This window comes from Limosilactobacillus ingluviei str. Autruche 4 (assembly GCF_000312405.1).
GTDB classification, from domain to species: Bacteria; Bacillota; Bacilli; order Lactobacillales; family Lactobacillaceae; genus Limosilactobacillus; species Limosilactobacillus ingluviei.
The window spans coordinates 859,715-884,605 of the sequence record NZ_HE997173.1; the positions used below are offsets into that span (position 1 = coordinate 859,715).

The 24,891-nt window shown below is 44.5% G+C and carries 25 protein-coding genes; 2 read left to right on the forward strand and 23 right to left on the reverse strand.

Translation table 11 applies throughout. The features are described from left to right. The 23 genes from BN54_RS10305 to BN54_RS04330 form a co-directional block, all read right to left on the reverse strand. The coding region (locus tag BN54_RS10305) for a KxYKxGKxW signal peptide domain-containing protein (RefSeq protein WP_019205906.1) at positions 1-1,004 on the reverse strand (1,004 nt) is incomplete at its 3' end. 159 nt (positions 1,005-1,163) lie between these two features. After that, a complete protein-coding gene (locus BN54_RS04225) occupies positions 1,164-1,631 on the reverse strand; it encodes a hypothetical protein (protein WP_019205907.1) in 468 nt (155 codons plus the stop codon). 288 nt (positions 1,632-1,919) lie between these two features. Continuing rightward, positions 1,920-3,500: a peptide chain release factor 3 gene (locus tag BN54_RS04230; protein WP_019205908.1), complete on the reverse strand. Its 1,581-nt coding sequence runs from the start codon at positions 3,498-3,500 to the stop codon at positions 1,920-1,922. A gap of 27 nt (positions 3,501-3,527) precedes the next feature. After that, positions 3,528-4,499 (reverse strand): acyltransferase family protein, encoded by a 972-nt coding sequence (locus BN54_RS04235; RefSeq protein WP_019205909.1) that lies wholly within the window; start codon positions 4,497-4,499, stop codon positions 3,528-3,530. 11 nt (positions 4,500-4,510) lie between these two features. Further along, a complete protein-coding gene (locus BN54_RS04240; protein WP_155818270.1) occupies positions 4,511-4,954 on the reverse strand; it encodes a hypothetical protein in 444 nt (147 codons plus the stop codon). A gap of 139 nt (positions 4,955-5,093) precedes the next feature. Further along, positions 5,094-7,616, reverse strand: coding sequence for a YfhO family protein (locus BN54_RS04245; RefSeq protein WP_019205912.1), 2,523 nt, complete (start codon positions 7,614-7,616; stop codon positions 5,094-5,096). An 8-nt stretch (positions 7,617-7,624) separates the two neighbouring features. After that, the gene (locus tag BN54_RS04250) at positions 7,625-8,734 is read right to left on the reverse strand and encodes an AI-2E family transporter (protein WP_019205913.1); all 1,110 of its coding nucleotides are present in this window, start codon (positions 8,732-8,734) and stop codon (positions 7,625-7,627) included. Further along, positions 8,731-9,663 carry a glycosyltransferase gene (locus BN54_RS04255; protein WP_019205914.1) on the reverse strand — a complete coding sequence of 311 codons (933 nt, stop codon included), beginning with the start codon at positions 9,661-9,663 and terminating at the stop codon, positions 8,731-8,733. The genes BN54_RS04250 and BN54_RS04255 overlap by 4 nt, the downstream gene beginning before the upstream one ends. A 117-nt stretch (positions 9,664-9,780) precedes the next feature. Beyond that, positions 9,781-11,202: a flippase gene (locus BN54_RS04260; protein WP_019205915.1), complete on the reverse strand. Its 1,422-nt coding sequence runs from the start codon at positions 11,200-11,202 to the stop codon at positions 9,781-9,783. 1 nt (position 11,203) lies between these two features. Continuing rightward, positions 11,204-12,325, reverse strand: coding sequence for a UDP-galactopyranose mutase (gene glf / locus BN54_RS04265; RefSeq protein ID WP_019205916.1), 1,122 nt, complete (start codon positions 12,323-12,325; stop codon positions 11,204-11,206). Positions 12,326-12,406: 81 nt separating this feature from the next. After that, complete coding sequence (locus tag BN54_RS04270) at positions 12,407-13,276, reverse strand: beta-1,6-N-acetylglucosaminyltransferase (RefSeq protein ID WP_019205917.1); 870 nt, start codon at positions 13,274-13,276, stop codon at positions 12,407-12,409. A gap of 5 nt (positions 13,277-13,281) precedes the next feature. Next, positions 13,282-14,052 (reverse strand): DUF4422 domain-containing protein, encoded by a 771-nt coding sequence (locus BN54_RS04275; protein WP_019205918.1) that lies wholly within the window; start codon positions 14,050-14,052, stop codon positions 13,282-13,284. Positions 14,053-14,062: 10 nt separating this feature from the next. Further along, positions 14,063-14,989, reverse strand: coding sequence for a glycosyltransferase (locus tag BN54_RS04280; RefSeq protein WP_019205919.1), 927 nt, complete (start codon positions 14,987-14,989; stop codon positions 14,063-14,065). Beyond that, entirely contained in the window at positions 14,990-15,970 is a 981-nt protein-coding gene (locus BN54_RS04285; RefSeq protein ID WP_019205920.1) for a glycosyltransferase family 2 protein, read from the reverse strand. Positions 15,971-15,979: 9 nt separating this feature from the next. Continuing rightward, positions 15,980-16,732, reverse strand: coding sequence for a glycosyltransferase (locus tag BN54_RS04290; RefSeq protein WP_019205921.1), 753 nt, complete (start codon positions 16,730-16,732; stop codon positions 15,980-15,982). Between the two features lie 58 nt (positions 16,733-16,790). Further along, complete coding sequence (locus BN54_RS04295; protein ID WP_019205922.1) at positions 16,791-17,417, reverse strand: YveK family protein; 627 nt, start codon at positions 17,415-17,417, stop codon at positions 16,791-16,793. A gap of 3 nt (positions 17,418-17,420) precedes the next feature. Continuing rightward, a complete protein-coding gene (locus tag BN54_RS04300; RefSeq protein ID WP_019205923.1) occupies positions 17,421-18,626 on the reverse strand; it encodes a hypothetical protein in 1,206 nt (401 codons plus the stop codon). A 70-nt stretch (positions 18,627-18,696) separates the two neighbouring features. Then, positions 18,697-19,560: a dTDP-4-dehydrorhamnose reductase gene (rfbD, locus tag BN54_RS04305; protein ID WP_019205924.1), complete on the reverse strand. Its 864-nt coding sequence runs from the start codon at positions 19,558-19,560 to the stop codon at positions 18,697-18,699. Between the two features lie 15 nt (positions 19,561-19,575). After that, a complete protein-coding gene (locus BN54_RS09815; RefSeq protein ID WP_155818276.1) occupies positions 19,576-20,871 on the reverse strand; it encodes a hypothetical protein in 1,296 nt (431 codons plus the stop codon). 138 nt (positions 20,872-21,009) lie between these two features. Continuing rightward, complete coding sequence (rfbC, locus tag BN54_RS04315; protein WP_019205926.1) at positions 21,010-21,579, reverse strand: dTDP-4-dehydrorhamnose 3,5-epimerase; 570 nt, start codon at positions 21,577-21,579, stop codon at positions 21,010-21,012. Between the two features lie 10 nt (positions 21,580-21,589). Then, on the reverse strand, positions 21,590-22,462 hold the full coding sequence (rfbA, locus tag BN54_RS04320) for a glucose-1-phosphate thymidylyltransferase RfbA (RefSeq protein ID WP_019205927.1): 873 nt from the start codon (positions 22,460-22,462) through the stop codon (positions 21,590-21,592). 74 nt (positions 22,463-22,536) lie between these two features. Then, on the reverse strand, positions 22,537-23,307 hold the full coding sequence (locus BN54_RS04325; RefSeq protein ID WP_019205928.1) for a DUF4422 domain-containing protein: 771 nt from the start codon (positions 23,305-23,307) through the stop codon (positions 22,537-22,539). 11 nt (positions 23,308-23,318) lie between these two features. Continuing rightward, the gene (locus BN54_RS04330) at positions 23,319-23,969 is read right to left on the reverse strand and encodes a sugar transferase (protein WP_019205929.1); all 651 of its coding nucleotides are present in this window, start codon (positions 23,967-23,969) and stop codon (positions 23,319-23,321) included. 366 nt (positions 23,970-24,335) lie between these two features. On the opposite strand from BN54_RS04330, the gene BN54_RS04335 reads away from it, so the two are divergent. Then, a complete protein-coding gene (locus BN54_RS04335; protein WP_019205930.1) occupies positions 24,336-24,542 on the forward strand; it encodes a DUF1659 domain-containing protein in 207 nt (68 codons plus the stop codon). A gap of 27 nt (positions 24,543-24,569) precedes the next feature. Next, entirely contained in the window at positions 24,570-24,803 is a 234-nt protein-coding gene (locus BN54_RS04340) for a DUF2922 domain-containing protein (protein WP_019205931.1), read from the forward strand. Positions 24,804-24,891: the final 88 nt, after the last annotated feature.

Genomic DNA, 24,891 nt, shown 5'->3' on the forward strand with positions numbered 1-24,891 from the left:
CCCGTTGCCATCGTGCCATCTTGGCGGTAGAAGTACCAGTGCCCATTGAGGTTGACTTCTTGATTCCGTACTTCTTCCCCGCTTTGGGGTACAAAATAGTACCCATGCCCATTAATCGTTTGTTGGCCATACGCCATTTGCCCGTTATTTTGGTAGTAAACCGACTTACCGCTTGGTAAGGTCGTAAAGCCCGTCGCCATCGTACCATCTGCTTTAAAGTAGTACCAAGCCCCATTAATTTGCTTTTCTTGGTTTTGTACCCGGGTTGGCGCAAAGTAGTAGGTGTGGTTGTTTACTTGCTTAAACCCAGTTTCTTGGGCTCCGGAAGCAACATTAAAATAGAAGTAAGCTGATTTATCCGAGCTTGGCTTCGCACTCATGCCATGGAGCATCCCCTCACCGTCTACCCCATTTTGTTTTTTGTGGACATCGTAGTAGACTTCACGGCCATCTGGCAGACGGTACCATCCCTCTTGGACGTCACCACTTTGTTCATTAAAGTAGTACCACTTGCCATCAATGTTATGTTCCCCGTATACCATTTGATAAGTACTTGGATCATAATAAGCCACCCGGTTATTTGACAAACTATGCCAACCATTTACATATTGCTTGGCCGGATCAGTGGCATTTGCGTCCTTTAAGTACCAGTGTCCGTCCTTGCTTTCTTCCGTTAACTTTAACGTAGACACCGTCGGCGTTGCTTGTTCAGCGACGGCCTTGTACATTGCAACTGGCGCTGCTTGTTGGCTGGCTGGCACCGTGGCTTGGCTCGCCGGAACCACTTGCGCTGAGGCGCTCACCGTCGGAGCAGCATTAACTTGTTGCTCCGTTGCCGTTTGCTTTGGGGTCACAGTTGTTGGCGTGTAACCTGCCGTATCAGCCTGCGCGACTGGCATACCTGCTAGAAACAGGCCACCTAAAACTGTCAACCCAGCTAACAGCCACTGTTTCTTTGCCTTATACATTTTAAAATGTTGTTTGCGTTCGTAAATTCCCTTCATTGGTCACAGTTCCTTCGTTTTAAATTCATTTTCACACTTGTTCATAATAATCCCATGACTAGTGACTTTCAACTGAAAATTGAAATCCCTTTAAAAAATTGCAAAAGAAAAGGAGACCACCAGCTTAGCTGATAATCTCCGTTTTAAACTTAAGAATTATTAGTTACTAGAACCACGAATAATCGTGGCATTACTTGGCAGTGGACCCGACCAATCAGCGTAAGTAGTTTGGCCATTCTTGGTTTGCCGGTCCATCCCGTCACTGTCAACGTGGTGAGTAACCCCATTTTCGTCCGTCCAAGTGGCGACGTCGGCTAAGCCCAGTTGGCGGCTGGAATCAACCGCGGAGCTACTGGAGGATGAACTGGATTCACTGTTGCTTGTTGCTTGGCTGTTCGCACTGTTACTAGAAGCCGCACTTTCAGAAGATTCTTTGTCCGCTTTGGAGTCCTTCGTGGATTCCTTCGTCGCTTTCTTGTCAGCCTTGACGCTCTTCTTAACGACCTTGCTGGAAGTCGTGCTGTCCGATGAGTCGGCGGCTTGCTTAGAATTGCCACAACCGGCAACAAAGAACAACATGGCTACCAGCATGATGGTAGCAACAATACTCTTTTTGAATTGTTTCATTGTTGAAATTTCTCCTCAGTCCTCTGGATTTCAGTCATCTGCATGACTAACCTTGCTTTTAATCACCATTATACCAAAAGAAATCAGACTAACAAGCGTTGCGCTTGATTTTGCTTGGCTTTCTTCCCCGCCAGAGTGGTCTTTGACCGGGGATTTAACAATTTCATTTCATTTCCCAACACTTCAACGTATAGTAATTTAACTTTGCCAGCTAATAGTTATAAACTGCCTTGGCAACAGCTCATCCCGCGAGTTAATCTTTTAATAATTCTCAGCACCAGGTCCTTCTCACAGTTTCGCCGTCAACTTCACATCTGGATACTTCTGCTTGAACCAGTTCTCAGCAAATTGGTTTTCAAACAAGAAGAGTGGATCGCCGTTGCGGTCCTTGACCAACATGTTCCGCGAAGAGGCCATCTTCGGATCCAGTTGTTCAGGATCAATCCAACGAGCGGTCTTGCTGCCGAGAGGTTCCATGATTACTTCGGAGTTGTACTCATTTTGCATCCGGAACTTAAAGACTTCAAATTGCAGTTGGCCGACGGCCCCCAAGATATAATCGTTGGTGGTGTAACTTTGGTAGAGTTGCACTGCCCCTTCTTGGACCAGCTGGGTAATCCCCTTATGGAAGGACTTTTGCTTCATCACGTTCTTAGCCGAGACACGAACAAAGAGTTCTGGCGTAAACTGCGGCAGCTTTTCAAACTTGACCGCTTGCTTACCAGTGTATATCGAATCGCCAATCTGGAAGTTCCCGGTATCGTACAGCCCGATAATGTCCCCGGCGACAGCGGTTTCCACGTTTTCTCGTGTGTTGGCCATAAATTCGGTCACGTTCGACAGCCGCAATGGCTTGCCCGTCCGTTCCAAAGTCACGTCCATTCCGCGGGTAAATTCACCCGAGCAGATCCGGACAAAGGCAATCCGGTCGCGGTGCTTGGGGTTCATGTTGGCTTGAATCTTGAAGACAAAACCAGAGAATTCTGGGGCTAGGGGTTCGACTGCCGTACCGTCGTCTTGCTTGTGTGGACTTGGTGCCGGCGCAAACTTAAGGTAGGTTTCCAAGAAGGTCTTGACCCCAAAATTGGTTAAGGCTGACCCAAAGAAGACCGGCGTTTGGTCCCCAGCTGCGATCTTAGCTTCGTCAAATTCGGTCCCGGCCATTTCAATCAGTTCGATCCCATCGAGGGCGTCTTGCCATTCCCCTTCGCCAGCAATCGGGTTGTCGCCAGCGACCATCCCGTCCTCGCCTAACGGCAGGTAGGGTTGATCCGGATCAGTTGGGTGAGTTAAGGCGACCCGCTTGTTAAAGCGGTCGTATACCCCGAAGAACTGCCGGCCCATCCCAATCGGCCAATCCATTGGGTAAGTTTCAATCCCCAATGTTTCTTCGATTTCATTCATTAAATCCAGCGGTTCGCGGGCATCGCGGTCAAACTTGTTAATGAAGGTAAAAATCGGAATCCCGCGCATCTTACAAATTTGGAAGAGTTTGCGGGTTTGGGGTTCGATCCCCTTAGCCCCGTCGATCACCATTACGGCGGAGTCAACGGCCATCAGGGTCCGGTAGGTGTCTTCGGAGAAGTCCTCGTGCCCCGGGGTGTCCAGGATGTTGATCCGCTTGCCATCGTAATCAAATTGCATCACAGAAGAAGTAACCGAGATCCCCCGCTTTTGTTCGATTTCCATCCAGTCGGACTTGGCAAAATTGCTACTGCCACGGCCCTTAACGGTCCCGGCTTCGCGGACCACGCCCCCGAAGAGGAGGAGTTGTTCAGTAATCGTCGTCTTCCCCGCGTCGGGGTGAGAAATAATCGCAAACGTCCGGCGTTTGCTTACGGCTTGTGCTAGTTCTTTTGAAGTTGTCATCATCTCAACCTTTCATCAATTTAAAAATCAGTGCTGACGGCTTGCTATCATTTTGTGAACCGATAAAACTATCAATAATCCGAAAATATCAATTCCTAACCGAAGTAGGGCCGCTAGCCATGACCAAGACACTAACTTTGCCCAACCTCCCCAGTATAAATCAAGATGGTGGACACATAAAAGAATCATCGTATTGCGACCAAAAACGACTAGCCAGTTAGTCAGCTTCGATGTTAATAAGCCACGTGACAGGTAGCATACAACTATCGTTCCTGCCACTGCTTCTAAAAACGTTATAACAAAGTTAGGATAACTCCGGATCGACAGTTCTAAATATAAACCATTTTGAATACATAGCAACCAAAATACTAGTGCGATCAAGGCACCGTAAAATTCAACGTTTGAATCATTAAAGAAATTGCGTTCATGAAGAATTGCTCCTGCCCACATAAAGAAAGCTGCCACCAAAGCGATATCTAGCGCTTGTGGTAACCACATCTTTTGGGAAAGTAAATAACCGCCATAGGCTACCAAAGCAAAAGCAATCCCATTGTAACGGTCATCTTTAATGATTAAGCGTACTAAATCAAAAAAGATACGCGCCCAAAAATAGGCAAATAAGAACCACATTACCCCAACGTTACTTAAACCCAAGGGGCCCCCATTTGAGCCCCAAAAGATCCCTGCCAATGTTAGCTTGAAGATCATCATTATGTTTGCCGGATGAAGGAAGTAATTCTCAACCCCTAACAGCCCAATCATCAGTGCCGCCAAAAGCCAAATTCTTTTAAAAAGCTTAAGTATAACACGCTTTAACTCATGCCATGCTGTTACACGATGTGCGGTATAGCCTGATAAAATAAAGAATAGCGGCATATGAAAGGAAAAAATAAAGCTCCTTACCCCACCACTATTAATTTCATGCCCGACGATCATTAACAAGATCGCAATTGCTTTTGCCATATCAATCCATGCAATTCGTTCTACTTTTCTTGCCATCTGGAACTCTCCTAAAAATCACCTAACATCTTATTTATAATTCCCCATTCGATTAGCGTAACCAATTCTAATAGAATAACTATTACAAACCAATCCATAGGCTTTATCATTAGCTGAGAATTATTCTTTATAGCAGATATCCCAATAAATATCTCTGAATAATTATCGACTGGTTTTTGTAACAAATCAAAATACGGAACCTTAAGCACATAAATATTATTTGGCCTATTAGAAATATTCTCAACTGTTAGTTGATATACTCCTGGTGAGAAATTTTTATTAACTAAGTTAAAAACATTCTCCCCATTGACAGTAATTTTCAAATTTTCTGGATGATCACTTAAATATCCTAATTGCCAAGAATTGAATGAGTTTCTTACTATTAATTTTTCGGTAATTTTTTGATGTGATTGTAATTTAAATTGACCCTTTCGAACAAAGTCTTGTCCCATCACAATTTATGAATCATCATTTTTAAACTTTTGAATATTGCTACTAGTAATCCCTCTCGACATTATAATAATGATTAAAATTATAAATAAAGGTGTTTTAGCTTGCTTTAATTTTCCAAGACTATCTGTCTTTAATCCAATGTTATACATGTCTTCCATCCCTAATGCCCCTAGCATAGGTAATGATAAAAAATGCTAAACTTGTTAATGATACCACAGCTCCCATTGTCCTCATTGGTAATCTATACTTTAAAATAAGATCATTTTCTCCTTTATGAAGCTTGATCATCACTAATCCACCTATCCATGACTCAACTTTAACTGGTTCCCCATTATTAAATGCTTGCCATGCCGCATCAGTTGGTATACTTAAATATAGATTATCATTATTCGTTTTTCCATTTGCAATGACCTTAATGTTCCCAGCTTTAACTTTAAGTTTTTTGACACCTGAGTTCTCTTTAATTTGCCTAGTTGCATTAGTCAAAGTTGCCAAATTTAGCTGATAAAATTGAGGTACTATGCTTTGGTTGGATTCCATACCTTTAAGTTCAACTTTTGTATGATTAGACAAAGTTGGAATATTAAAGACACTTGGTGAAAGCCATGTCGTATACGGAGTAACTAACTTGCCGTTAACAAATAACTGTGCTTTTGGATCACTAGCTTGCCATTTTAAATTACCATATACAGGATTATCTTGGTTTAAAGTAGCAACATTGTATACCGCTCGATGATCACTTCGGGCAGTAGTATAGGGAAGTGACTTATACAAGCTATTCTGTGAGTTCGTTAGCTGTTTGAAAATTAAATTTTGGTTTTTAAATGGGTTATCCCCCAGCTTAAGGTTGCGTAAATCACTTTGCGAAGTGAATGCCATTGGGAGTGCGGAGGGGTTTAAGTAGACTTTTTTAGACCCCACCATCGGACGATCAAGTAGTTTTAGACCAGTTGTATCTGCTAACTTACCTACTAGGAAATACTTAACCCCTAGTAAAGAGTTCGTTCCTAAAATTGGACCGTTAACAACGGTAATTCGGCCTCCCTCACTTCGATATCCTAATTTTTCTAACAAATTTAGTTGAGCAGCACTTTGATTTGAGCTGTATCCCGCAAGCGACCAATAATTAAAAGCTAAAGCTTCATTGTAATTTGCCGTCAACTCGGTTTGTTTTCTCGTGGTTCTATTCGCCGTTTGTAGAATTCGATAATTATCCTTATCTTGCTTGATGCTTTTAATTTGACGTGCTTCATATTTCATATAGCGTGCATATTGAGTAGCTGATTGCGCTCCAACTGTATAAATTGAAAATAACTTTTCAGCGTTTAGCCCTAGTTCAAGAGTCAGTAAAAGTAATAAGACTGTATACGGTATCATCCTTTGTCTTTTCGACAAAGCTAACATGCTTGCTTCCAAGCCCAGAAATCCTACCGTGATAATCCCAGAACGGAAACTCTCTCCCCAGGTTGTCACCAAAATGATTAAGGCGGTGCCCATTCCACCAAACATAAGCGTTTGAATCGGACGCTTTAATATCGGCCACTTACTATAAAATATCGCAGCCACAAATAACACGAAAAAGATCGCTAAGTAAGAATACCGGCTCCAATAGCTTTCGACACTCTTAAATAACGAAAATAGCAAATACAAAGGTTTCCAATATAAGCCTAAAATCACTACCACACTAGCCATTAAAATTACATAACGTATTCGCTTTGAAATTTCAGGACTTAAAAAGAAACTCCCCACGCCTAAGAGAGCAAAAGAACCACAATATAAAGCAGTGTGACTAGGGTCGCTGACTGAAAAGATAACCAATCTATTAAACAACTCAAATGGATTACCAATAAATCCTAACCCTAACAAGGAACGATCAAATTCACTTCGTGATCCATGAACCAAAGCATATAGATTAGGAAGAAAAAGAAACGCGGATAAGCCAATGCCAATTAACATTCCCCCAGCATAGTTAATTACAGCAGTAATAAACTCTTTGGAGTTCCGCTTAACCATTACTAGCTCTAAACTAAGCCAAAATGCAGAGAACAAGCAATTCAGGATTCCGGTGTACCAATTAAAGATTAACGAGACCGCTACTACAATGGCTAACTTATACCAATGTGAGGAAGCACTGGCTACTTGATACACAACAAGTAGCATTAGGGGTAACAGGTACACACCGTCTAACCACATGATATTATTACTTTGAGCAATATTGTATTGCATTAGCCCATAACTAATTGACAGTAATATGGTAAAAAGCGGTTTTAACGTACGAAAACGGTGGATTAAAAAGTACGCCATAGTTGCTGAAGCCAGACTTAATTTCAGCACTACCAATAATGTAAAAAAGGCCACTAACTGCGTCTTCTTAAAAAATATAATTAATAGATTTAATGGCGAAGTTAAATAGTATGCCACTAGTGACAGTGCACTGCCACCTAATGTATTGCTTAGAGTATAAGCAACTGAATTTTTACCAGCTAACACATCCTTCAGATAAGCAAAAAAATCCAAGTATTGAATATTTGCGTCCATTCCCGCCAAGGAATGATTACCAAATGGTGCATATCCCCCGAATGCCAAAATAATCGTGAGAATTATCATTGTGATGGTGAATGCTGCCACTACCAACCAATCTATTTTCTTTATTGCTTTTAACATTATTTTACTCACTCAAAGTTATCATCATTTTGCCTTAATTTCCAAATTGAGAAGAAGTAACCAGCAATTGTCTTTACCACTGCATAGAAAGGAATACATAAAATCATCCCAGCAATCCCAGCGATGTTCCCAGCTGCTAATAACAGAATGATAATCGTCAACGGGTGAATGTTTAAGGTTTTCCCGATGATATTTGGATAGATAATATTCCCGTCAATTTGTTGAACCACAATCACCACTACGATCACCCAGATAATCTTTTCCGGTGCTACGGTTAAAGCCACTAGCAAGGCTGGGGCAATTCCGATGTAGGGACCGATATACGGAATCATGTTGGTAATTCCTGCAATCAAGCCGAGAACAATCGCTAAGGGTTGACCGATGATGAAGTAGCCAATACTCGTCGCCAAGGCCACAAACAAACACTCAATTGCTTGGCCAGAAATGTAGGCCGATAAAGTGGCGTTCATTTGGTGGAGTAAGTTGGCCACTTCTTCACCATGCCGCTGAGAAAAGAAGCGTTGCACACTCGGCACTAAGCGGTTGCCGTCCTTTAACATGTAAAACAACATTACCGGCACCGTCACGGCAATCACCACTGCTTTGGTTACCGCTCCAATTAAAGTTCCCGCACTAGAACTCAGACTAGCCAGCAAGGCTTGGGCGTACTTCGCTACTTGGCTACTATACTGGTTGTACAAGCCCTTGAGATCCACCCGTTCTAGCATCGGGTGGTGCGACAACTGCATGATCCAAGCCTGGGTATCCTTCGTCGCCGTCGGTAACCATTTAATTAGCTGTGTCAATTCGTTGACCAGCGATGGGATCAAGGCCATGAAGGCCCCTACCACCAGTAAAATTAGGAGTAAAACCACCAAAAGGCTAGCGATGCCCCGGGGTAAGCGAAATTTACCAATTTTAAACTTAGTCAGCAACTTCACTACCGGATTAAGCATGTAGTACAAGAATAGTGAGATCACTAATGGAACAAAAGTGACCGAGATAAAGATGATCACCGGTCGAAAAACAAAGTCGAGTTTCGAGCACACCCACACCAACAGGGCCAAAATCAATAACTCTAACGACCAGTACAGGATTGACTGTTGTCGCGTTTTCATTTCTTCTCCTTTACAATGTAAATTGGCCGATGCTTAACTTGAAGATAAATCCGACCAATGTACTTCCCAACGATCCCGATACATAATAGTTGCATTCCGCCAAGCAATAGGATAATGCAGACCATTGAGGCCCAGCCAAAGACACTGGAAGCCGGGTCAACCAGCCAGCGAATAATCACAAAGATGATCCCTAGAACAGACAGAAGTGCTGCAGACGTCCCCAACCAAATCGCTAGCGACAACGGTGCTTGGGAAAAGTCAGAAATCCCATCCATCGCATACTTAAAAAGCTGCCAGGTACTCCAGTCAGTCTCCCCGGCCACCCGTTCAACGTTATGGTAATCCAGATACTTGGTCTTAAAACCGACCCAAGAGAAAATCCCCTTGGAAAAACGGTTATATTCCTTCATTGACAGGACCGCATCGACCATTTGGCGAGTCATCATCCGATAGTCTCGGGCGCCGGGGACGATATTAGTATTGGAAATCCGGTTAATGACCTTGTAGAACTGATCACTGAGGAAGGACTTGAATTTGGCTTCCCCAGTCCGGTCAGTCCGGCGAGTGCCAATACAATCATATTCCCCATTTTGAAGTTCTGCATACATCCGCGGCAGAAACGACGGCGGATCTTGTAAATCAGCATCCATCACAACTACGTAGTCACCAGTCGCCGCTTCTAACCCCGCATACAAGCCCGCTTCCTTGCCGAAATTCCGGGAAAAGGAAACGTAATGCACCCGTTCGGGATCCTGGGCGTGTAACTCGCGCATCTCACCTAGGGTACCATCACTAGAACCGTCATTAACCAACCAGTACTCTACGTTAACATCTTTCATTTCCTGCACCACTTTTTCGACCGCCGGGTAGAAAAGCGGCAAGGCTTTGGCCTCGTTATAACAAGGCACTACAATCGATAACTTTTTCATTACTTTCCTCATTAAGTTAACCCAAGCATCCCATGTATTTTAAAACATGCTTACTATTTAATACAACCACTAAAAATTACGAAAAACCCGTAGTCACAACCCTAGTGACCACGAGTTCTACTTCCGCCCAATTAGCGTTTTAGCTTGTTCAACAATTGGCGCGTTTAACATAGTAATCCCCAAACCATAAATTAAGATCCCAATTCCAGCTTGAAAAATTAGATTAATGATACTCATACTCATCATTTCATTGAGATGATACACCACCCAACACATCAAAGCGCCTGGCAAAAGGTAACGCCAGAAGTTGCGGAACAAATCCCGGCGGCGAATCGTGGTCCGAACACATTGGAGTTGCACGGCCGTCACCGCAAATTCGGCAATTACGGTTGCTACTGCGGCCCCATTCGACATATAATGCGGAATTAAAAAGAAATTCAACAAGACATTCGTCAACGCCCCGGCCGTCACCGACGCGGTAAACTCGTTCACCCGCTTAACCGGCATCAAGTACTGCGTACCGATTACGTTACTCCAAGCAATAAAAAGGATCACTGGGGCTTCGATAAACATGATCGTCCCGGTCGGAACATACTTCTCCCCTAAGAACCAGGGGGCAAATTTCTTAGCGACCGCCATTAGGCCAAACATCATTGGCACTGCCAGAGCCGTGACAAATTCAAAGGAATTATAGAGGCTTTGACGAACCCCTTTCACATCTCCCTTGGCAAACTTATTGGCGACGTGGGGCAACATCACCGTCCCGGTCGCCGTCACGATCGCTAAGACCAATTTAACAATCTTATCGGCGTAATCAAATTGCCCCAAGGCATCCTGGGCCCCAATCCGCCCGAGCATCAGCTTATTGACCACCAAGTAAACCTGGGTGGTAATGGTCGGGATAAAGAGGATCAAGGATGGGTACAGGTGCTTGAAGGGCTTCCAGTACTTAGGCGCCACCCACTGGATCGAATCGCGTAGGTAGGGCCAAAGGGTAATGTTCCCGCCGACCTGGGCCAAGCCCAACAAGAGAATGTACTTCCACAGGTCGCTTTCCTGCTTGACGACGACAAAGATCAAACAAATCGAGATCAACTTGACGATCGTATTGCGGACGACGGTCTTTTTAAAGTCCTCCATCCCCATAAAGTACCAGGAGACATCGAGCCCGGCGGCAATGATCCAAAAGGTCTGCAGCAAATAAAAGACCTTGAAAGTCGACGAGAACAGCAAAACCACCGTTAAGTAGGCCAGCAGGGCCAGACAGATGGTCCCCAGCTGCAAGAGCTCAATCCCCCAAAAGACCCGCGACCGCTCAAATTTATCATCGCGGTGGTAGGCGACCTCCCGGTTCCCATACAGGGTAATCCCGAGTTGACCGATCAAGCAAAAAAAGGTGACCCAACCATTTGTATAGCTATTGATCCCTGAAGCGTGCGGCCCTAAGACCCGCGAAATATAAGGGGTCGTAATAATCGGCGCAAACATCAAGAGGATCTGATAGCCCGCATTATACAAATAGTTCTTAATCACTTGCATCTTACTTGCCAAACTCCTTTGTCACGGTAACCAGGGCCGCGTGGAGGACCTGATCCATATCATAGTAGCGGTACTGACCGAGCCGGCCACCGAAGATCACGTTCGGCTTAGTGTCGGCGGCCAGTTTTGCATATTGCTTGTAGAGGCTGTTGTTAGCCTGGTTGTTGACCGGGTAGTAGGGTTCATCCCCACGGTGCCAATCAGCCGGATATTCCTTAGTGACGATCGTCTTGTTGGCGTCGCCTTTACCGAATTCGAAGTGCTTGTGTTCAATCACCCGGGTATACGGGGTTTCGGCATCGGTGTAGTTAACGACCGCGTTCCCTTGGTAGTTGTCAACATCCAACTCTTCGGTTTCAAACCGTAAACTCCGGTATTGGAGCTCACCGAGCTGGTAGCCGAAGTACTGGTCGATCATCCCGGTAAAGACAATCTTCGGGAATGCAGCTTCGTATTCCGCTTGCTTGGCAAAGAAATCGACCCCGGTTTCGACGTCGATCAAGTCGCTGGCCAGCATCTTTTCAACGATCTGGGTGTAGCCGCCGATCGGAATCCCTTGGTAGGCATCGTTAAAGTAGTTGTTGTCGTAAGTCAAGCGGACTGGCAAGCGGCGAATGATGAAGGCCGGCAAGTCGGTCGCCTTTTGGCCCCACTGCTTTTCGGTGTAGCCCTTGACCAGTTTCTCGTAAATATCGCGGCCAATCAGCGAAATGGCTTGTTCTTCCAAGTTGGCCGGCTGCTTACCTGCCATTTCTTGGCGTTGCTCATCGATCTTGGCCTGGGCTTCAGCCGGCGTCTTGACTCCCCACATCTTGGAGAAAGTGTTCATATTAAAGGGGAGGTTGTAAATTTCACCGTGGAAATTAGCGATTGGTGAATTGGTGTAGCGGTTGAATTCCGCGAATTGGTTGACGTAGTCCCAAATTTCCTTGTTAGAAGTGTGGAAAATGTGGGCGCCGTACTGGTGGACCTGAATCCCGGCAATTTCCTTGGTGTAGATATTCCCGGCAATGTGATCACGCTTTTCAATCACCTTCACCCGCTTGCCGCGCTTGGCCGCTTCATACGCAAAGGTCGCGCCAAACAGGCCGGCCCCGACGACTAAATAATCATACTTTGACATACCAGTTCCTCTTTCGTTCAGATATCTATCTGTCAATGATAGATGAAATCCCTAGAAACTACAACTTAGTATCTAAAAAAGCTAAAGTTTCTTTAGTAACGATGCTGAAATTGGCAACTCAATTTTTCGCATCCACAGAGCCTTACTTTGCTTAATTGCTGTTAAATCGCGGTCGTCAAGAATTGCCGGATAGTTACCTTCCCGATGTTCCCAGAGAATATATCGGTGCAGGTCATTGACAATTGCTGATTGATATTCACTATTGCAAAGCATCGTTTGCAGCCAAAATTCATCTGGACAAAAGCTCGTCGTAAACAGTTGTCGCCACCGGGGATCGCTTTCAAACTTTTGGACCGCATAGGCTAACGCTTCCCGCGGCGCATCAAACCATTGTTGCCCAGCATAAATTTCTTGTGATGATACCCCTAAGCGCTTTAACTTATTGACTCGTAATAATAATTGGACCGCAATCAACACGCGATGGTATAACTTACCAAAAGTGGAACGACGATTAACCTGATCGTAGTTATAATAAAATTTTGTCCACCAGATTTGCTGCTCATGAGACTTTTCTCGGGTCTGAGCTAACCAGTAATCCAAATAAATTGCGGGATGTGCATCATAAAAAGCCGCCACCGCCGCTGGAGCTTGGGCGGGCCAATCCTGTCCAGAAATCAAATGCAAGTAGCCAACCGTTGGGTCCGCCAGAGCCATTTTAATTAGGTCTAGCGTCGCTGAAACAATGCTAAAACTCCCCCACTTCACATCATACTTAGAAAAGAAACTTACATTTTCAAATTGTGCCAATTCCTTTTTTTCGTGGGGTCGCAATACCATTTTTTTATCAAAATGGATATACACCCGAAAAGTTGGCGTTAATTTCTGCATTAGTGCTAAAAGCTGAGGAAAATTTTTATGCGCTAAAATTAAAACTGCTTGTTGCCCCTTCATTCGCTTTACCCCTGAAATTTTCGCTTAAACCGATCAAAGGCATATTGACGGTTAAGTTGATCCGTTTGATATTCAGCCAAGTACTTAAGTCTTGCCTGCCGGTAAGTCAGCCAAACATTTAATAACCGCTCAGCTAAAAAACCATACAATCGTTGTTGGTAGGCGTCATAATTAGAAATATCAGTCCGCCGTTCAACTTCAAAAAGCACTTTAAATAACCATTCACAATACGCCGTCATTTCTCGACGCCGGGTGTAAAACATATTATAAAAAGAGATTTGCTTTTGATTCATAACTTGATCAAAGGACGGTAATACCTCTGGACTAATTTCACTAATTACCTGACGTGTTGTTTGTAAATCATCACTTTCATGGAAAGTCCCAAATTGTTCCTTGATTGTTCCTGGTCCGCCAACTTCCGGTTCAGCAACCACCCAGTCAAAGTTTTGCAATAATTTGGTCAACTCAGTTTCTGCCACCGGCCGGACTTGCCCTTTCACCAAAGTTGCCAAATACATCTGTCCCCGGTTAGAATACTTGGAAAAATACCGTCGGTAATGGGCCAACCCCACCGTTTCATCTGTAGTGTGCTTCCACATCCAGTACAGCCCCGTTAGTTCACAAAACGATGGGTTCTTGATGGAAATGTTGTCCCCTTCATCATCAGCTAAGTAATGATCTGGATTGGCGTTCTTAACGGCCCCAACCAAAATTGGCCGGTAGCCAGTTGGCAAGGGATAGTTAAATTGCTTATGGGTAATTACATACGTTGTCATTTATTAATTCCTACTTCTTCTTGATAAAAATTAAGTACCAATCTCCCGGATACTGGCGAATGCGCGGATAACTGCTCCAGTATGGCAAGAGCGCTAGCCCACTGGTAAGTTTTTGAGCATCATAGAAGCGTTGCCGCCGTTTAAGCCACTCGCTGGTCCGCGCTAAAATTGCTCGTTGAGGGCGTGTATCACCCTTGACTTCATTTGCTACATACTCCCGTAGGGTTTCGTTTGCGGCATCGGCCACTTTAATCCAGGCTTTTTTAGCACCAATCGTCTTTAAGTCCTTGCTTTCCTTGGCAAAGGTACTGGTTTCATGTTTGCGCCATTGCAGCAGTGGTTGAGCTAAAGCATATAAACCATGATCAAATTGACTAAGCCGCCATAGCAGAGCATCATGCGGATAAGCGGGCCGCCAGTACTTCTTTGCCACCTCTAATAGAGACCGTCGAATCGCATAAGTACAGCCCGGCGCTTTCACCAACATATAATTACGCTTTAAGGGGACTTCAAATAGTCCGGTTTGCTTCGGCCATGGGGCCAAACGGTGTTTACCATCGGGAAAAAATTCATCATAATTGGATGTCAACAAGGAGATTTCAGGGTGAGCCGCTAAGGTAGCCGTCATCAATTTTACTTTGTCGGGGTGCCATAGATCATCTTGATCGCAAGAAAAGACCACATCTCCCGTACTAGCCCACATGGCTTCCATAAAATTCCGCCGCCACCCCTTGTTAACGGTATTGACTTCAACGTGCCACCCCGCTAAGTGATGATGTTCGATGTAAGTCTGAACTAATTCCGGCGTTCCATCCGTAGAACAGTCATCAGCAATCAAGACCTCATCGACGGGCTGGCTTTGTTGGCGAATCGATTCAAGCTGATCAATAATATAGCGCTTACCATTATAAGCTGAGATTACGACTGAAGTTTTCATCTAATTTCCCTTTCGCTTCGCATAAAAGTCCCATGCCCACCGGTAAAATGGCAAGCCAAAGGCCAACATTAAGTACGCCACATGGTCACGCCGGGGAGTCTTGGGATCCTTTAACACTGTTGTTTTGTGTTGCCAAAGATACGATAACAATTCCTTTTGTACTGGGCCAACATTTTGCGCATGTAACGTTTGATTTAGCGTTGAAAAGCGGGCATAGACTTGCCGTCGTAACACCGCGGCCGCTAAATCTGGGTATGTTGCTCTAACATCATGAGCCATTTGATCGGTCATCGTCAAGAGATCCAACTTGCTAGGCTTAAAGCCAGCCGTAACAATCGAATCATCACGAATAACATAGTAATACTTGGCAGTAAACCCACAGGCTACTTGTTCAGCCTGCATAAACAACTGATAAGAAGTAGCAATATCTTCAAAGAGTTTGCCCTCCGGAAAACGAACCTGCTGATACATTTCTGACTTACACAATTTTGCATAAGCACATGTATCGACCAAGTCATGGTAACACATTTTTTCAATGCATTCTTTGCCACTCAAAACTACGCGGCTACCATCACCGCAATTTTGACGACGGCCTGTTGCTGAATAGACATTCATCAGCGAACACAAGGCCATCGGAGCCGTAAAGTTCGTATCCGCGAGTAGTTGATACATAAAAGAAATATAATCTGGCGTGACATAATCATCAGAGTCAATAAACGTGACGTATTCCCCGTGCATCACTTCTAACCCATGATTTCGGGCCGCCGATAAGCCCGCATTTTCTTGATGAATCACCTTAAACCGCGAATCATGCTTAGCAAATTGATCAGCAATAATTCCTGAATCATCCAGCGAACCATCGTCAACCAAGATCACTTCTAAATTCTGATAATCTTGCTTTGCCACAGCATTTAGGCAGCGCTCTAAATATGCTTCAACATTGTAGATCGGAATAATAACCGAAATTAACGGTTGTATCATAAGTCACCCTTACTTTCGTAAATAAGTTGTAATATAACGTTTTCCAAGATATAACAATGATTTAACCTGAGCTTGCCAGCCCCGTGTCTCCCACTTTCGTACCGTTGTATTAATTGTTGGAAAGGCTGAACCATATTGCTTGATCATCCGGCGCGCAATTTGTACATAGTGATAATCTTCTGAGGCGCCTGCCGATGTATGCCACAAGTGGGCGGGCACAACATAATTTTGCTTTCCTGCTAACAATGCTACTAAGCTCTGTTCCACAGCATAGAAGTGCCATCCAGGGCAATCAGTAAAAGGATGTGCCTGCCAAAATGCTTTAGTCATCACAAAAAAACACTCATCCAGCGTCTGGACCAAAGTCGGCTTCGTAATTGGTTCCCCTACTGGGGCTTGCTCACCCCCTTGAACAATTGTAGTTAAAATAACTCGATCGCCATTTTTTAACTCCTTTGGACTACCGGCCACACCAGCAACCCCCAGGTTTGGCAAAGCCTTGATCTGAGTCAAAATTCGTTGCAAAGCTTGGGAATCTAAAAAACGAATATCAGGATGCAAAAAGACCAAGTAGTCTCCTTGAGCACTTTGCGCCGCTTCATTAAAAGCTTGGCGCGCTGACTGATATTGCTGCTGTTCATTATCAAGTCGAATCAGTTCATAATCAACGCCCGTCTGTTGAGCTAAACTCGCCTTAAACTCCCGATAGACAGTCTCCCTATTAACAATCGTAATTAAAGAAAAATCATAGTGTTGTTTCATTTTGATCCCTTCACATACTGAAAACAGCGACAAGGAAGATCCCAGCCGCTGTCATTGATTATTTTAGCACTCGCCGCCAAGTGATCACTACAAACGAGATGATAATCCCAACTAATCCCCCAAGGGCCAGGCCAGCCGCCGCATACTTCTTAACGTTAATTGACTTATTCAGTTCTACGTTATCCGTTGTAGCCTTTGCCAATAATTTAATGTCACCTACTCCCGACTGAATTTTTGGCAACGTTTCCTGCAATCCTTCAGCAGCAGCGTTAACTAAGGCTACCGCATTTTTGGGTGAGTTTGCAGTCACTTTTAATCGTAAGGCCAATGATTGGGGCTTCGCTTTAGCGTCCAGATCTTGACTAATTTGCTCCACACTATAATTTTTACGTTGAGCTTTAGTTAAATGTTTGCGCGTAGCCTTTGCTACCATCGGATCATTAGCAATTTCTTCATAGGTAAGCATCATTTGCTGATCCGTATTTGTCAGCGAATTAGTAGCCGTAGCAGTTGGCACTGTAATTGGGTGAGAAATCACCACATATCGCTCAGCCGTATAAGTAATATGTTGCTTATACTTTGCTACTACATACATACCTGCACCACCGATTAAGGCCATCAAGACGGTAAAAATGGCTGCTTTAATAAAAGATGCCTTAACATCTTTTAATTGATATTCTTTCAAAAGTTAAACCTCCGCTATTGTATTTGGTTGTTGAATGGTTTGATCAATCTCTGCTAACAAGGCGATCAAGAAGGGATCAAACGCAAGGTTCAGCAAGTGTTGTTCAATTACACAACTGATTGCAAGCAACAGCATTACTGCAGCAAGCCGGTAATCACGGGTTAGGGTGGAGCGCAGACCAATTAGCAACATGGTACCAACAAAAAAAACTACCGCTACTAGTCCATAAATGATCAATAACCGGATAAAAGATGAGTCAATATAAAAATACTTTCCTTCCATCCCAGTCGCATAAAACATTTTTGCGCCTGCGCCAGCCCCAAACCCATGCTCTAAAACATGATTGCCTAGACCAGAAAGTCCATATTGATTCCACGCCAGGTGCGATAATTGCAACCGCCCAGAGACCGCATGATCCACCAAAGTAAACAGATGATTTGAGTTAGAATAAAAAATTGCCGCAATCATTGTAACATAAGCTAAAATTGGCGCAATCATCCAGTAAAATGATGCCACCACCTGAGCGATTAAATGCCCCGCGGCTGCTTGCTTAGCAATCCAAAAAACGGGAATCACGAGTAAAATTGCTAAAACGTCCAAACGAGCCTGCGTCACCACCATCAAAACAATTGCAATTATTACAAAGCTCAAATAATGATACCATGTTAAGCGCCGAAAAGCGTAGTAGCAATACGAAACAATTAAAAAGAATACATGAGCAGCAAAATCAGTCGGGTAAAGAATCCCCAACGAGTGCCGATCAACCCCGTCCCGAATAAAGACCAGGTCCTTAATCAGTCCGACCACAACTGAGAACATCATAAACAACAACAGCAAAGTACCAATCTTCAAAAACCATTCGTTGATTGCCGCAAAGCTAATTCCCCGCGCTCCTAAGATCAATAGCAAGTACATCAAGACATCAATTGCATGGGTTTGACGCCAGACAACCACCCCAATCCCGATTGCCACTGAATTAAGGAAGAATTTCTTTACTGATTGCTGATCAAAAAAATAAATTTTTACCAGTAAAACCGCAGCTAACAGGTAATTCCAACGCTGCAACATGTTTGACGACAGCAGGTAGTCTGCATACGTCGAATTACGAATAAAGGAAATTACTAAGTAGGCCACAAAGGCAATTGCGTATAACCCTGGCCCGGTGACTTTAAACGCCCTTATCCGTCCCTTCAAATCAGTTAAACTCATAACAAAAATCTCTCCGCCGGAATTTCATTCACAATAGTTAACGTAGCAAATATAGCGCAATTCAACCCCATTAATCAAGTTCCTTCGTTGCTTCGTTAACTTCTTGTAAAAACTGCGTCAAGGCTACTTGCCACGTCGGAATGGTGAAGCCTGTCGCCTTGGCCTTGGCTAGGCTCATTACCGAATGCCGAGGCCGGTACGCTTTTTGCGGAAATTCAGCTGAGGTTACCGGGGCAATTTCAACGTCCGCGTCCGCTAAAATCGCTTGAGCAAATTGATACCAGGTACAAGTATCATCATTTGATAATTGGTAAATTCCAAATGGCGCTCGCGTTTGCGTTAAGTGCCACATAAATTCTGCCAAAGTCTTGGTCCAAGTGGGCCGGCCAGTCTGATCATCAACTACCGTTAAACGGTCGTGTTCCTTGGCTAACCGTTGCATGGTATATACAAAATTCTTTCCATACTGTCCAAAGACCCAGGACGTGCGAATAATGTAGTAATCGGAAAGAGCTGCTTGTACCGCTTGTTCCCCAGCAAGCTTAGCGCGCCCGTATTCATTCCGTGGGTTCGTTGGAGCATCTACTTCGTATTCGCCCGAATTTGTCCCATCAAAGACGTAGTCCGTGCTAATGTACACCAATTGAGCGCCAACCTGTGCAGCCGCTTCTGCCACGTGCTTGGTTCCCTCCACGTTAACTGCCCAGTTTAGGTCCTTTTTCTCATCTTCGGCCGCATCCACGGCGGTAAAAGCCGCACAGTGGTAAATCACTTGGGGTTGATCTTGCTCAACTACTTCCAAGACTCGCTCACGATCCGTAATATCCATGGTCTTTGAATCGTAGGCAGTATAATCTACCCCCTTGGCCGCCAACAAGTGACGCATTTCGGTCCCCAATTGACCATTGGCACCAGTGATTAAGTATTTTGCCATTTTCGTAACTCCTTTTTATGCTAGCCATAAGAACCAACCCATCAGTCCCAAGCTAGCAATGCCATAATTGCCAAAAGCACTAACATTTTTTGGTATCAGACGATTATTCAGCATGAATAAAACCACTACATTCATGATCTGATACGTAAACCAAAATGTTCGCATACCTGAAGCTGCTACTGTCGGTGAAAAACCCATGATAATCCGCGCGCAAATTCCCGCACAAAATGCTAGCCCTAAAACTACCTTTTCCAACTTATCTGGAACAACATAAACAATCGCAATCAATGCCATTACGGCAAGTACTGTTAATAATAAATCTGGTATAAAGGTGTGCAAGTGGTGCCATGAAATGCCACTTCCCATTCTCGCATCGATGGAATTCACTAATTTACCACTTGGTCCGGATAACGGATAATAGCTAGTAAGAATTAGATTAGCCACTAAGGGAAATAGTCCAATTAACCACATCAATGAGTGGCGGTGATGAGTAACTTGAACACTCACTACTCCTAAAGCAATTGCCAGCACCAATAATAAAGTCACCAATTGCCAATCAAAGAATACGCCTTTTAAAGTAGTAGAGTATCCGATTTCAAATTTTTTAAGTAGCGAAAGACTTTCAAAATTTGGAAACCAATGTTTTACTTCATCATGGTATCGAGCAACGTTACCCGGCGAAAATTTAATATAGGCTAACTCTAAAAGAACAATTAATTCGTAACAGCTCAACACCTTTACGGACGTAAAATTTTTTTGTTTTATTAAGTAAAGAATTGTAAGCATCAAACCACACAAGAGCAAAACATTGCTTTGTTCTTGATTTGCACCATAAATCGTTGCAAATACACCGAAAGCTCCCCAAAGTTTTGGATGCCGCCATTGATTTAAAAGCGCTACTATTGAGAGGACAACAAGTAAATCAAAGGCTACTACCCATTCATAATTTAAAGTTGTCGCCATCCAGCCAGTCTCATTATAAAGACTTCCTGGAATTAAAACCGTTAGTCCAGCCCCCGCCAAGATTTGGCTTGGAGCAGTATTCTTAGGTTGACGCCAATTAACCAAAAAGGCAGGTACAACTGCGCAAATTGTCATCATTACCGTATTTAGTAGGCGCCACAACCACGGTGCATTAACAAGATATACCAACGCTAATTCAATAACACTACGCGAAGACCAAGTTTCATAATGCATTCGCGTAAAGCGCAAGGGATTATTGTCATACCTTGCAAATAATTGCTTAAACCACATATCATCATGAGTTCCCACTTGCGCTTGTAAATTTATTGCGAGGAACAGTACTGCCACGGATAAAATTGCCACCAACAGTTGGTGTTGGCGTACCCCCCCCCTTTAGTTTTTTAACGTAGCTGACCATTGTCACAATCCCTTTCCATCAACAAAAGCCACCAAGCACCCGGTTGTCCTCAGTGGCCTCATTGTTGATTAACCTTGGTAACTAAAGTTGATTTCAGCGTCCTTCAATTGCGGGTGGTGTTGGTCCTTTTCCGACAAAATCAGATGTTCCACTGGCATCGGCCAGTCAATTGCCAAATCTGGATCATCAAAGGCAATCCCCCGGTCAGCTTGCGGTTCGTAGTAACCATCCACCTTGTACGCCACGTTGACATTGGGGGTCAAGGTCACAAAGCCATGCGCAAACCCCTTCGGAACCAACAACTGCCGGTGATTGTATTCGGACAAGATAAAGCCTTGCCACTGTCCGTAGGCCGGCGAACCCTTGCGGATATCCACGATTACATCATAAATAGCCCCCGTGACCGCCCGCAACAGCTTCGTTTGCGCGTATGGGGCCATTTGGTAGTGCAGGCCCCGCAAAACTCCGGGTTCCACCGATAAGGATTGGTTATCCTGGGTAAAGTCAACGTCAATCCCGGCTTCGACAAACTTCTTCTTAGTGTAAGTTTCGGTAAAGAAACCACGGTGATCACCAAAGACATCGGTTTCTACAATCTTGGCATCTGGTAAATTGGTATCAAGTACTTTTAAAGCCATACGTTACTCCTTACTTCGTTGCTTCTGCGAGCCGCAACAAGTACTGCCCGTAATCATTCTTCTTAAGCGGCTGGGCTAATTCAACCAATTGCGCCCGGTCAATGTAACCCATCCGGTAGGCAATTTCTTCTAAGCACGCCACCTTGAGGTTTTGCCGCCGTTCAATCGTCGCAATAAAGTTGGCGGCTTCCAACATGGAATCGTGCGTCCCGGTGTCAAGCCAAGCATAGCCCCGCCCCATTAACTTCACGTCCAGTTGACCACGGCGCAGGTATTCAGAATTGACATCGGTAATTTCTAATTCTCCCCGCGGGGACGGCTTGATGTTTTTGGCGATTTCAACCACATCGTTATCGTAGAAGTACAGCCCCGTGACCGCATAATTAGATTTGGGGTGAGCTGGTTTTTCTTCAATCGACAGGGCGTGCATTTGCTCATCAAATTCCACGACGCCAAAACGTTCTGGGTCGTTCACGTGGTACCCAAAGACCGTCGCCCCATTCGGCTTTTGAGCCGCGGATTGCACTAATTCAGACAAGCCCGCACCATAGTAGATATTATCCCCTAAGATCAGGCAAACCGAATCGTCCCCAATAAAGTCTTCCCCCAAAATAAAGGCTTCTGCCAGGCCATTCGGCTGATCTTGAACTTGGTAGGAGAAATTCATCCCCAGCGTGTGGCCATCCCCCAATAGATTTTCAAATAACGGCAGGTAATCGGGCGAAGAAATAATCAAAACATCGCGGATTCCTGCCAACATTAACGTTGATAATGGATAGTAAATCATCGGCTTATCGTAAACCGGAATCAATTGCTTTGAAATTCCCCGGGTAATCGGATACAGGCGCGTCCCTGAACCCCCGGCTAAAATAATCCCCTTCATAACAAATGGGCCTCCTCAATTGATGTTTGGCACAATTCTCTTTTCACCTACGCCATTATAGCGCTTTCCAGCGCTTAATGCTCCCCATGACCAAAAATCTTGCGCTTTAAGAACTTACCGCCCTTCACGAACCAGTTGACTGGTTCCATAAAGACGTAATTAACTTCCTTGACCCGGTATTCAGGGTGCGTCTCCAGCCAGGTATCCAGCATTAATTCGCTTAAGAAGCCGTACACCCGCTTTTCGTACGGGGTGTAATTAGTAATATCAATCCGTGCTTCAACCTTGGCCAAGACTTCAAACATCCAGGTACAGTATTCGTCCAGGGGTTGTTGCTTCATGACAAACATATTGAACATGTGGGCCCAAGTCCGTTTTAAGACCTTCTCCATGGCCGGTACGTATTCTGGGTAATCAGTCTGAATAATGTCTTTCATAACTTCCAGGGGTTCATGCTCATGGACGTGCAAATAGTGCGACTCATTGCTTTCAATGTAGTAGTTCCGGCGCTTGGGCACCAAGACATCAGCTTGGGCCAGCAACTTTTCGACGTCCGCTTGGGTTAAGACCGTTTGGACATCCTTTTTGCCGGTCAGGCTAAAGTGCCGCCGGTAGTGGACTAACCCCATTGCATCCAAGTCGGGCAGGTTCTTCCAACCCCAATAGATCGCCGTTAATTCATTATAATTGGCATTCTTGGCAGAAATATTGTCCCCCGTATTATCCCCTTGGTAGGTCTGATTAACATCCGGGTGCAAGGCCTTACCGACAAAGACCGGCAAATACACTGGATCTTTGGGCATGGCGTAGTTCTTATGCGTTGCCACTAAAATTTTAACTTTCACAATGCTCTCCTCTAATAGGCCCCGGTACTCTTAAAGATACTAATTAAATTCTTAAAGAGAATCCGGCAGTCATACCAATACGAAGCGTGATCCACGTAGCTCAGCTCTAAATCACACCGTTCCGGATACCCGATATTGCTGCGACCACTAGCCTGCCACAGGCCCATCGCCCCAGGCTTGACCGATAAGAACTTATCTGCGCGGTCCCCATAAATTTCAACTTCTTCTTTCACTACCGGCCGTGGTCCAATCAAACTCATTTCCCCCTTCAAAATGTTAATGAACTGGGGGATTTCGTCCAGTGAAGTCTTGCGCAAGATCCGCCCTAAGCGGGTAATCCGCGGGTCTTCTTCTGGCTCTAGCTTGTAATTATTAGCCACGTACTTTTGGTACAATTCGGGATCCTGATGCAAAATTTCATCCGCATTCACGATCATCGAGCGAAACTTGTAAATCTTAAAGGGCTGGTGGTGCATCCCAATCCGGGTCTGCTTAAAAAAGACAGGTCCCTTATTATCGCCGAATGAATCCAGCAGCCAGATCACTAAAAAGACCGGACTTAACAGGATTAAGGCAATTACTGAAAGCACAACGTCAGTGACCCGCTTGGCAAAAAGATACCCGCGGGACTGGTGCTTAACCACTTTTTGGCTGTTTTCCATTCCTAGCCATCCTTTGCTTAAGTTACCATCATTTGGTACTGATTGATGTCTAAGCAGGTACTCTCACTTAGACACTATAAACAGCCTCTATAATACCAGTTTTAGATGGGGAACAAAACCCTTTCTTGACTGATAGCGCTATCAAGCGTGATTCTAAAGCAAATCTTCACCTTTTGCGGGCTTAGGGGATTTGTCTTAGTAAAAGATTAGTAAAAATCATCAATTTTTACCTAGTGTTTTAACTAGCCCGGGGCCAGAAAAAGAATTTTGATTTGCTCTTTTAAAAATCCGGCCCCCAATCGTTTATTAGGAGTGTAAGGCGTGCACGACTTACCAAGCACTTAAAACACGAAAGAAGGATTCATCATGCAACAAACTTTTAAGTCCAACAAGCTCCAATTCATCGGCACCAGCGAACACCACCCCGACGGCTACCGGCGCAACTTTAACAACGTCGTCAAAGATCCGGCACCGGCAGCGGTCGAAGGCTTCGCGGCCGCATTAGCCAGCTTGACTGGTGAACAAATCAGCGATGGCATCCTGACCACCGCGCTGGACTTGACCTTAGCTTAATTTTTCTAATCCAAGGAGGAAATATTTATGAAGACGTTGAACTTAACTTTTAAAGGTTCCTTAGGCAAGACCCACGTGATGAAGCTGCACTATGCTTCTGACCAACTCGACGCCAAGACCGTCCAAGCCGCGATGGACCAAATCGCTAACGCCCACCTCTTTGCCAAGGATGGCGAAGAACTCTATGCCACGCCGATCAGCGCTAAGTACGTCACGACCACTGACGACTGGCTGATTGAAGCACCACAGGCAACCGCCTAATTTCTAGAACGAGGATTTCCAACGCGAAGTCCCCGTTCTTTTTATTTTTGAGCCAAATTGCAATTTTAAGATACGACATATCTGTAAA

Excerpts from the sequence above, each read along its gene's own strand:
- BN54_RS04225 (WP_019205907.1), bottom strand. The coding sequence starts at position 1,631 with ATGAAACAATTCAAAAAGAGTATTGTTGCTACCATCATGCTGGTAGCC.
- BN54_RS04230 (WP_019205908.1), bottom strand. The coding sequence starts at position 3,500 with ATGACAACTTCAAAAGAACTAGCACAAGCCGTAAGCAAACGCCGGACG.
- BN54_RS04235 (WP_019205909.1), bottom strand. The coding sequence starts at position 4,499 with ATGGCAAGAAAAGTAGAACGAATTGCATGGATTGATATGGCAAAAGCA.
- BN54_RS04245 (WP_019205912.1), bottom strand. The coding sequence starts at position 7,616 with ATGTTAAAAGCAATAAAGAAAATAGATTGGTTGGTAGTGGCAGCATTC.
- BN54_RS04250 (WP_019205913.1), bottom strand. The coding sequence starts at position 8,734 with ATGAAAACGCGACAACAGTCAATCCTGTACTGGTCGTTAGAGTTATTG.
- BN54_RS04255 (WP_019205914.1), bottom strand. The coding sequence starts at position 9,663 with ATGAAAAAGTTATCGATTGTAGTGCCTTGTTATAACGAGGCCAAAGCC.
- BN54_RS04260 (WP_019205915.1), bottom strand. The coding sequence starts at position 11,202 with ATGCAAGTGATTAAGAACTATTTGTATAATGCGGGCTATCAGATCCTC.
- glf (WP_019205916.1), bottom strand. The coding sequence starts at position 12,325 with ATGTCAAAGTATGATTATTTAGTCGTCGGGGCCGGCCTGTTTGGCGCG.
- BN54_RS04270 (WP_019205917.1), bottom strand. The coding sequence starts at position 13,276 with ATGAAGGGGCAACAAGCAGTTTTAATTTTAGCGCATAAAAATTTTCCT.
- BN54_RS04275 (WP_019205918.1), bottom strand. The coding sequence starts at position 14,052 with ATGACAACGTATGTAATTACCCATAAGCAATTTAACTATCCCTTGCCA.
- BN54_RS04280 (WP_019205919.1), bottom strand. The coding sequence starts at position 14,989 with ATGAAAACTTCAGTCGTAATCTCAGCTTATAATGGTAAGCGCTATATT.
- BN54_RS04285 (WP_019205920.1), bottom strand. The coding sequence starts at position 15,970 with ATGATACAACCGTTAATTTCGGTTATTATTCCGATCTACAATGTTGAA.
- BN54_RS04290 (WP_019205921.1), bottom strand. The coding sequence starts at position 16,732 with ATGAAACAACACTATGATTTTTCTTTAATTACGATTGTTAATAGGGAG.
- BN54_RS04300 (WP_019205923.1), bottom strand. The coding sequence starts at position 18,626 with ATGAGTTTAACTGATTTGAAGGGACGGATAAGGGCGTTTAAAGTCACC.
- rfbD (WP_019205924.1), bottom strand. The coding sequence starts at position 19,560 with ATGGCAAAATACTTAATCACTGGTGCCAATGGTCAATTGGGGACCGAA.
- rfbC (WP_019205926.1), bottom strand. The coding sequence starts at position 21,579 with ATGGCTTTAAAAGTACTTGATACCAATTTACCAGATGCCAAGATTGTA.
- rfbA (WP_019205927.1), bottom strand. The coding sequence starts at position 22,462 with ATGAAGGGGATTATTTTAGCCGGGGGTTCAGGGACGCGCCTGTATCCG.
- BN54_RS04330 (WP_019205929.1), bottom strand. The coding sequence starts at position 23,969 with ATGGAAAACAGCCAAAAAGTGGTTAAGCACCAGTCCCGCGGGTATCTT.
- BN54_RS04335 (WP_019205930.1), top strand. The coding sequence starts at position 24,336 with ATGCAACAAACTTTTAAGTCCAACAAGCTCCAATTCATCGGCACCAGC.
- BN54_RS04340 (WP_019205931.1), top strand. The coding sequence starts at position 24,570 with ATGAAGACGTTGAACTTAACTTTTAAAGGTTCCTTAGGCAAGACCCAC.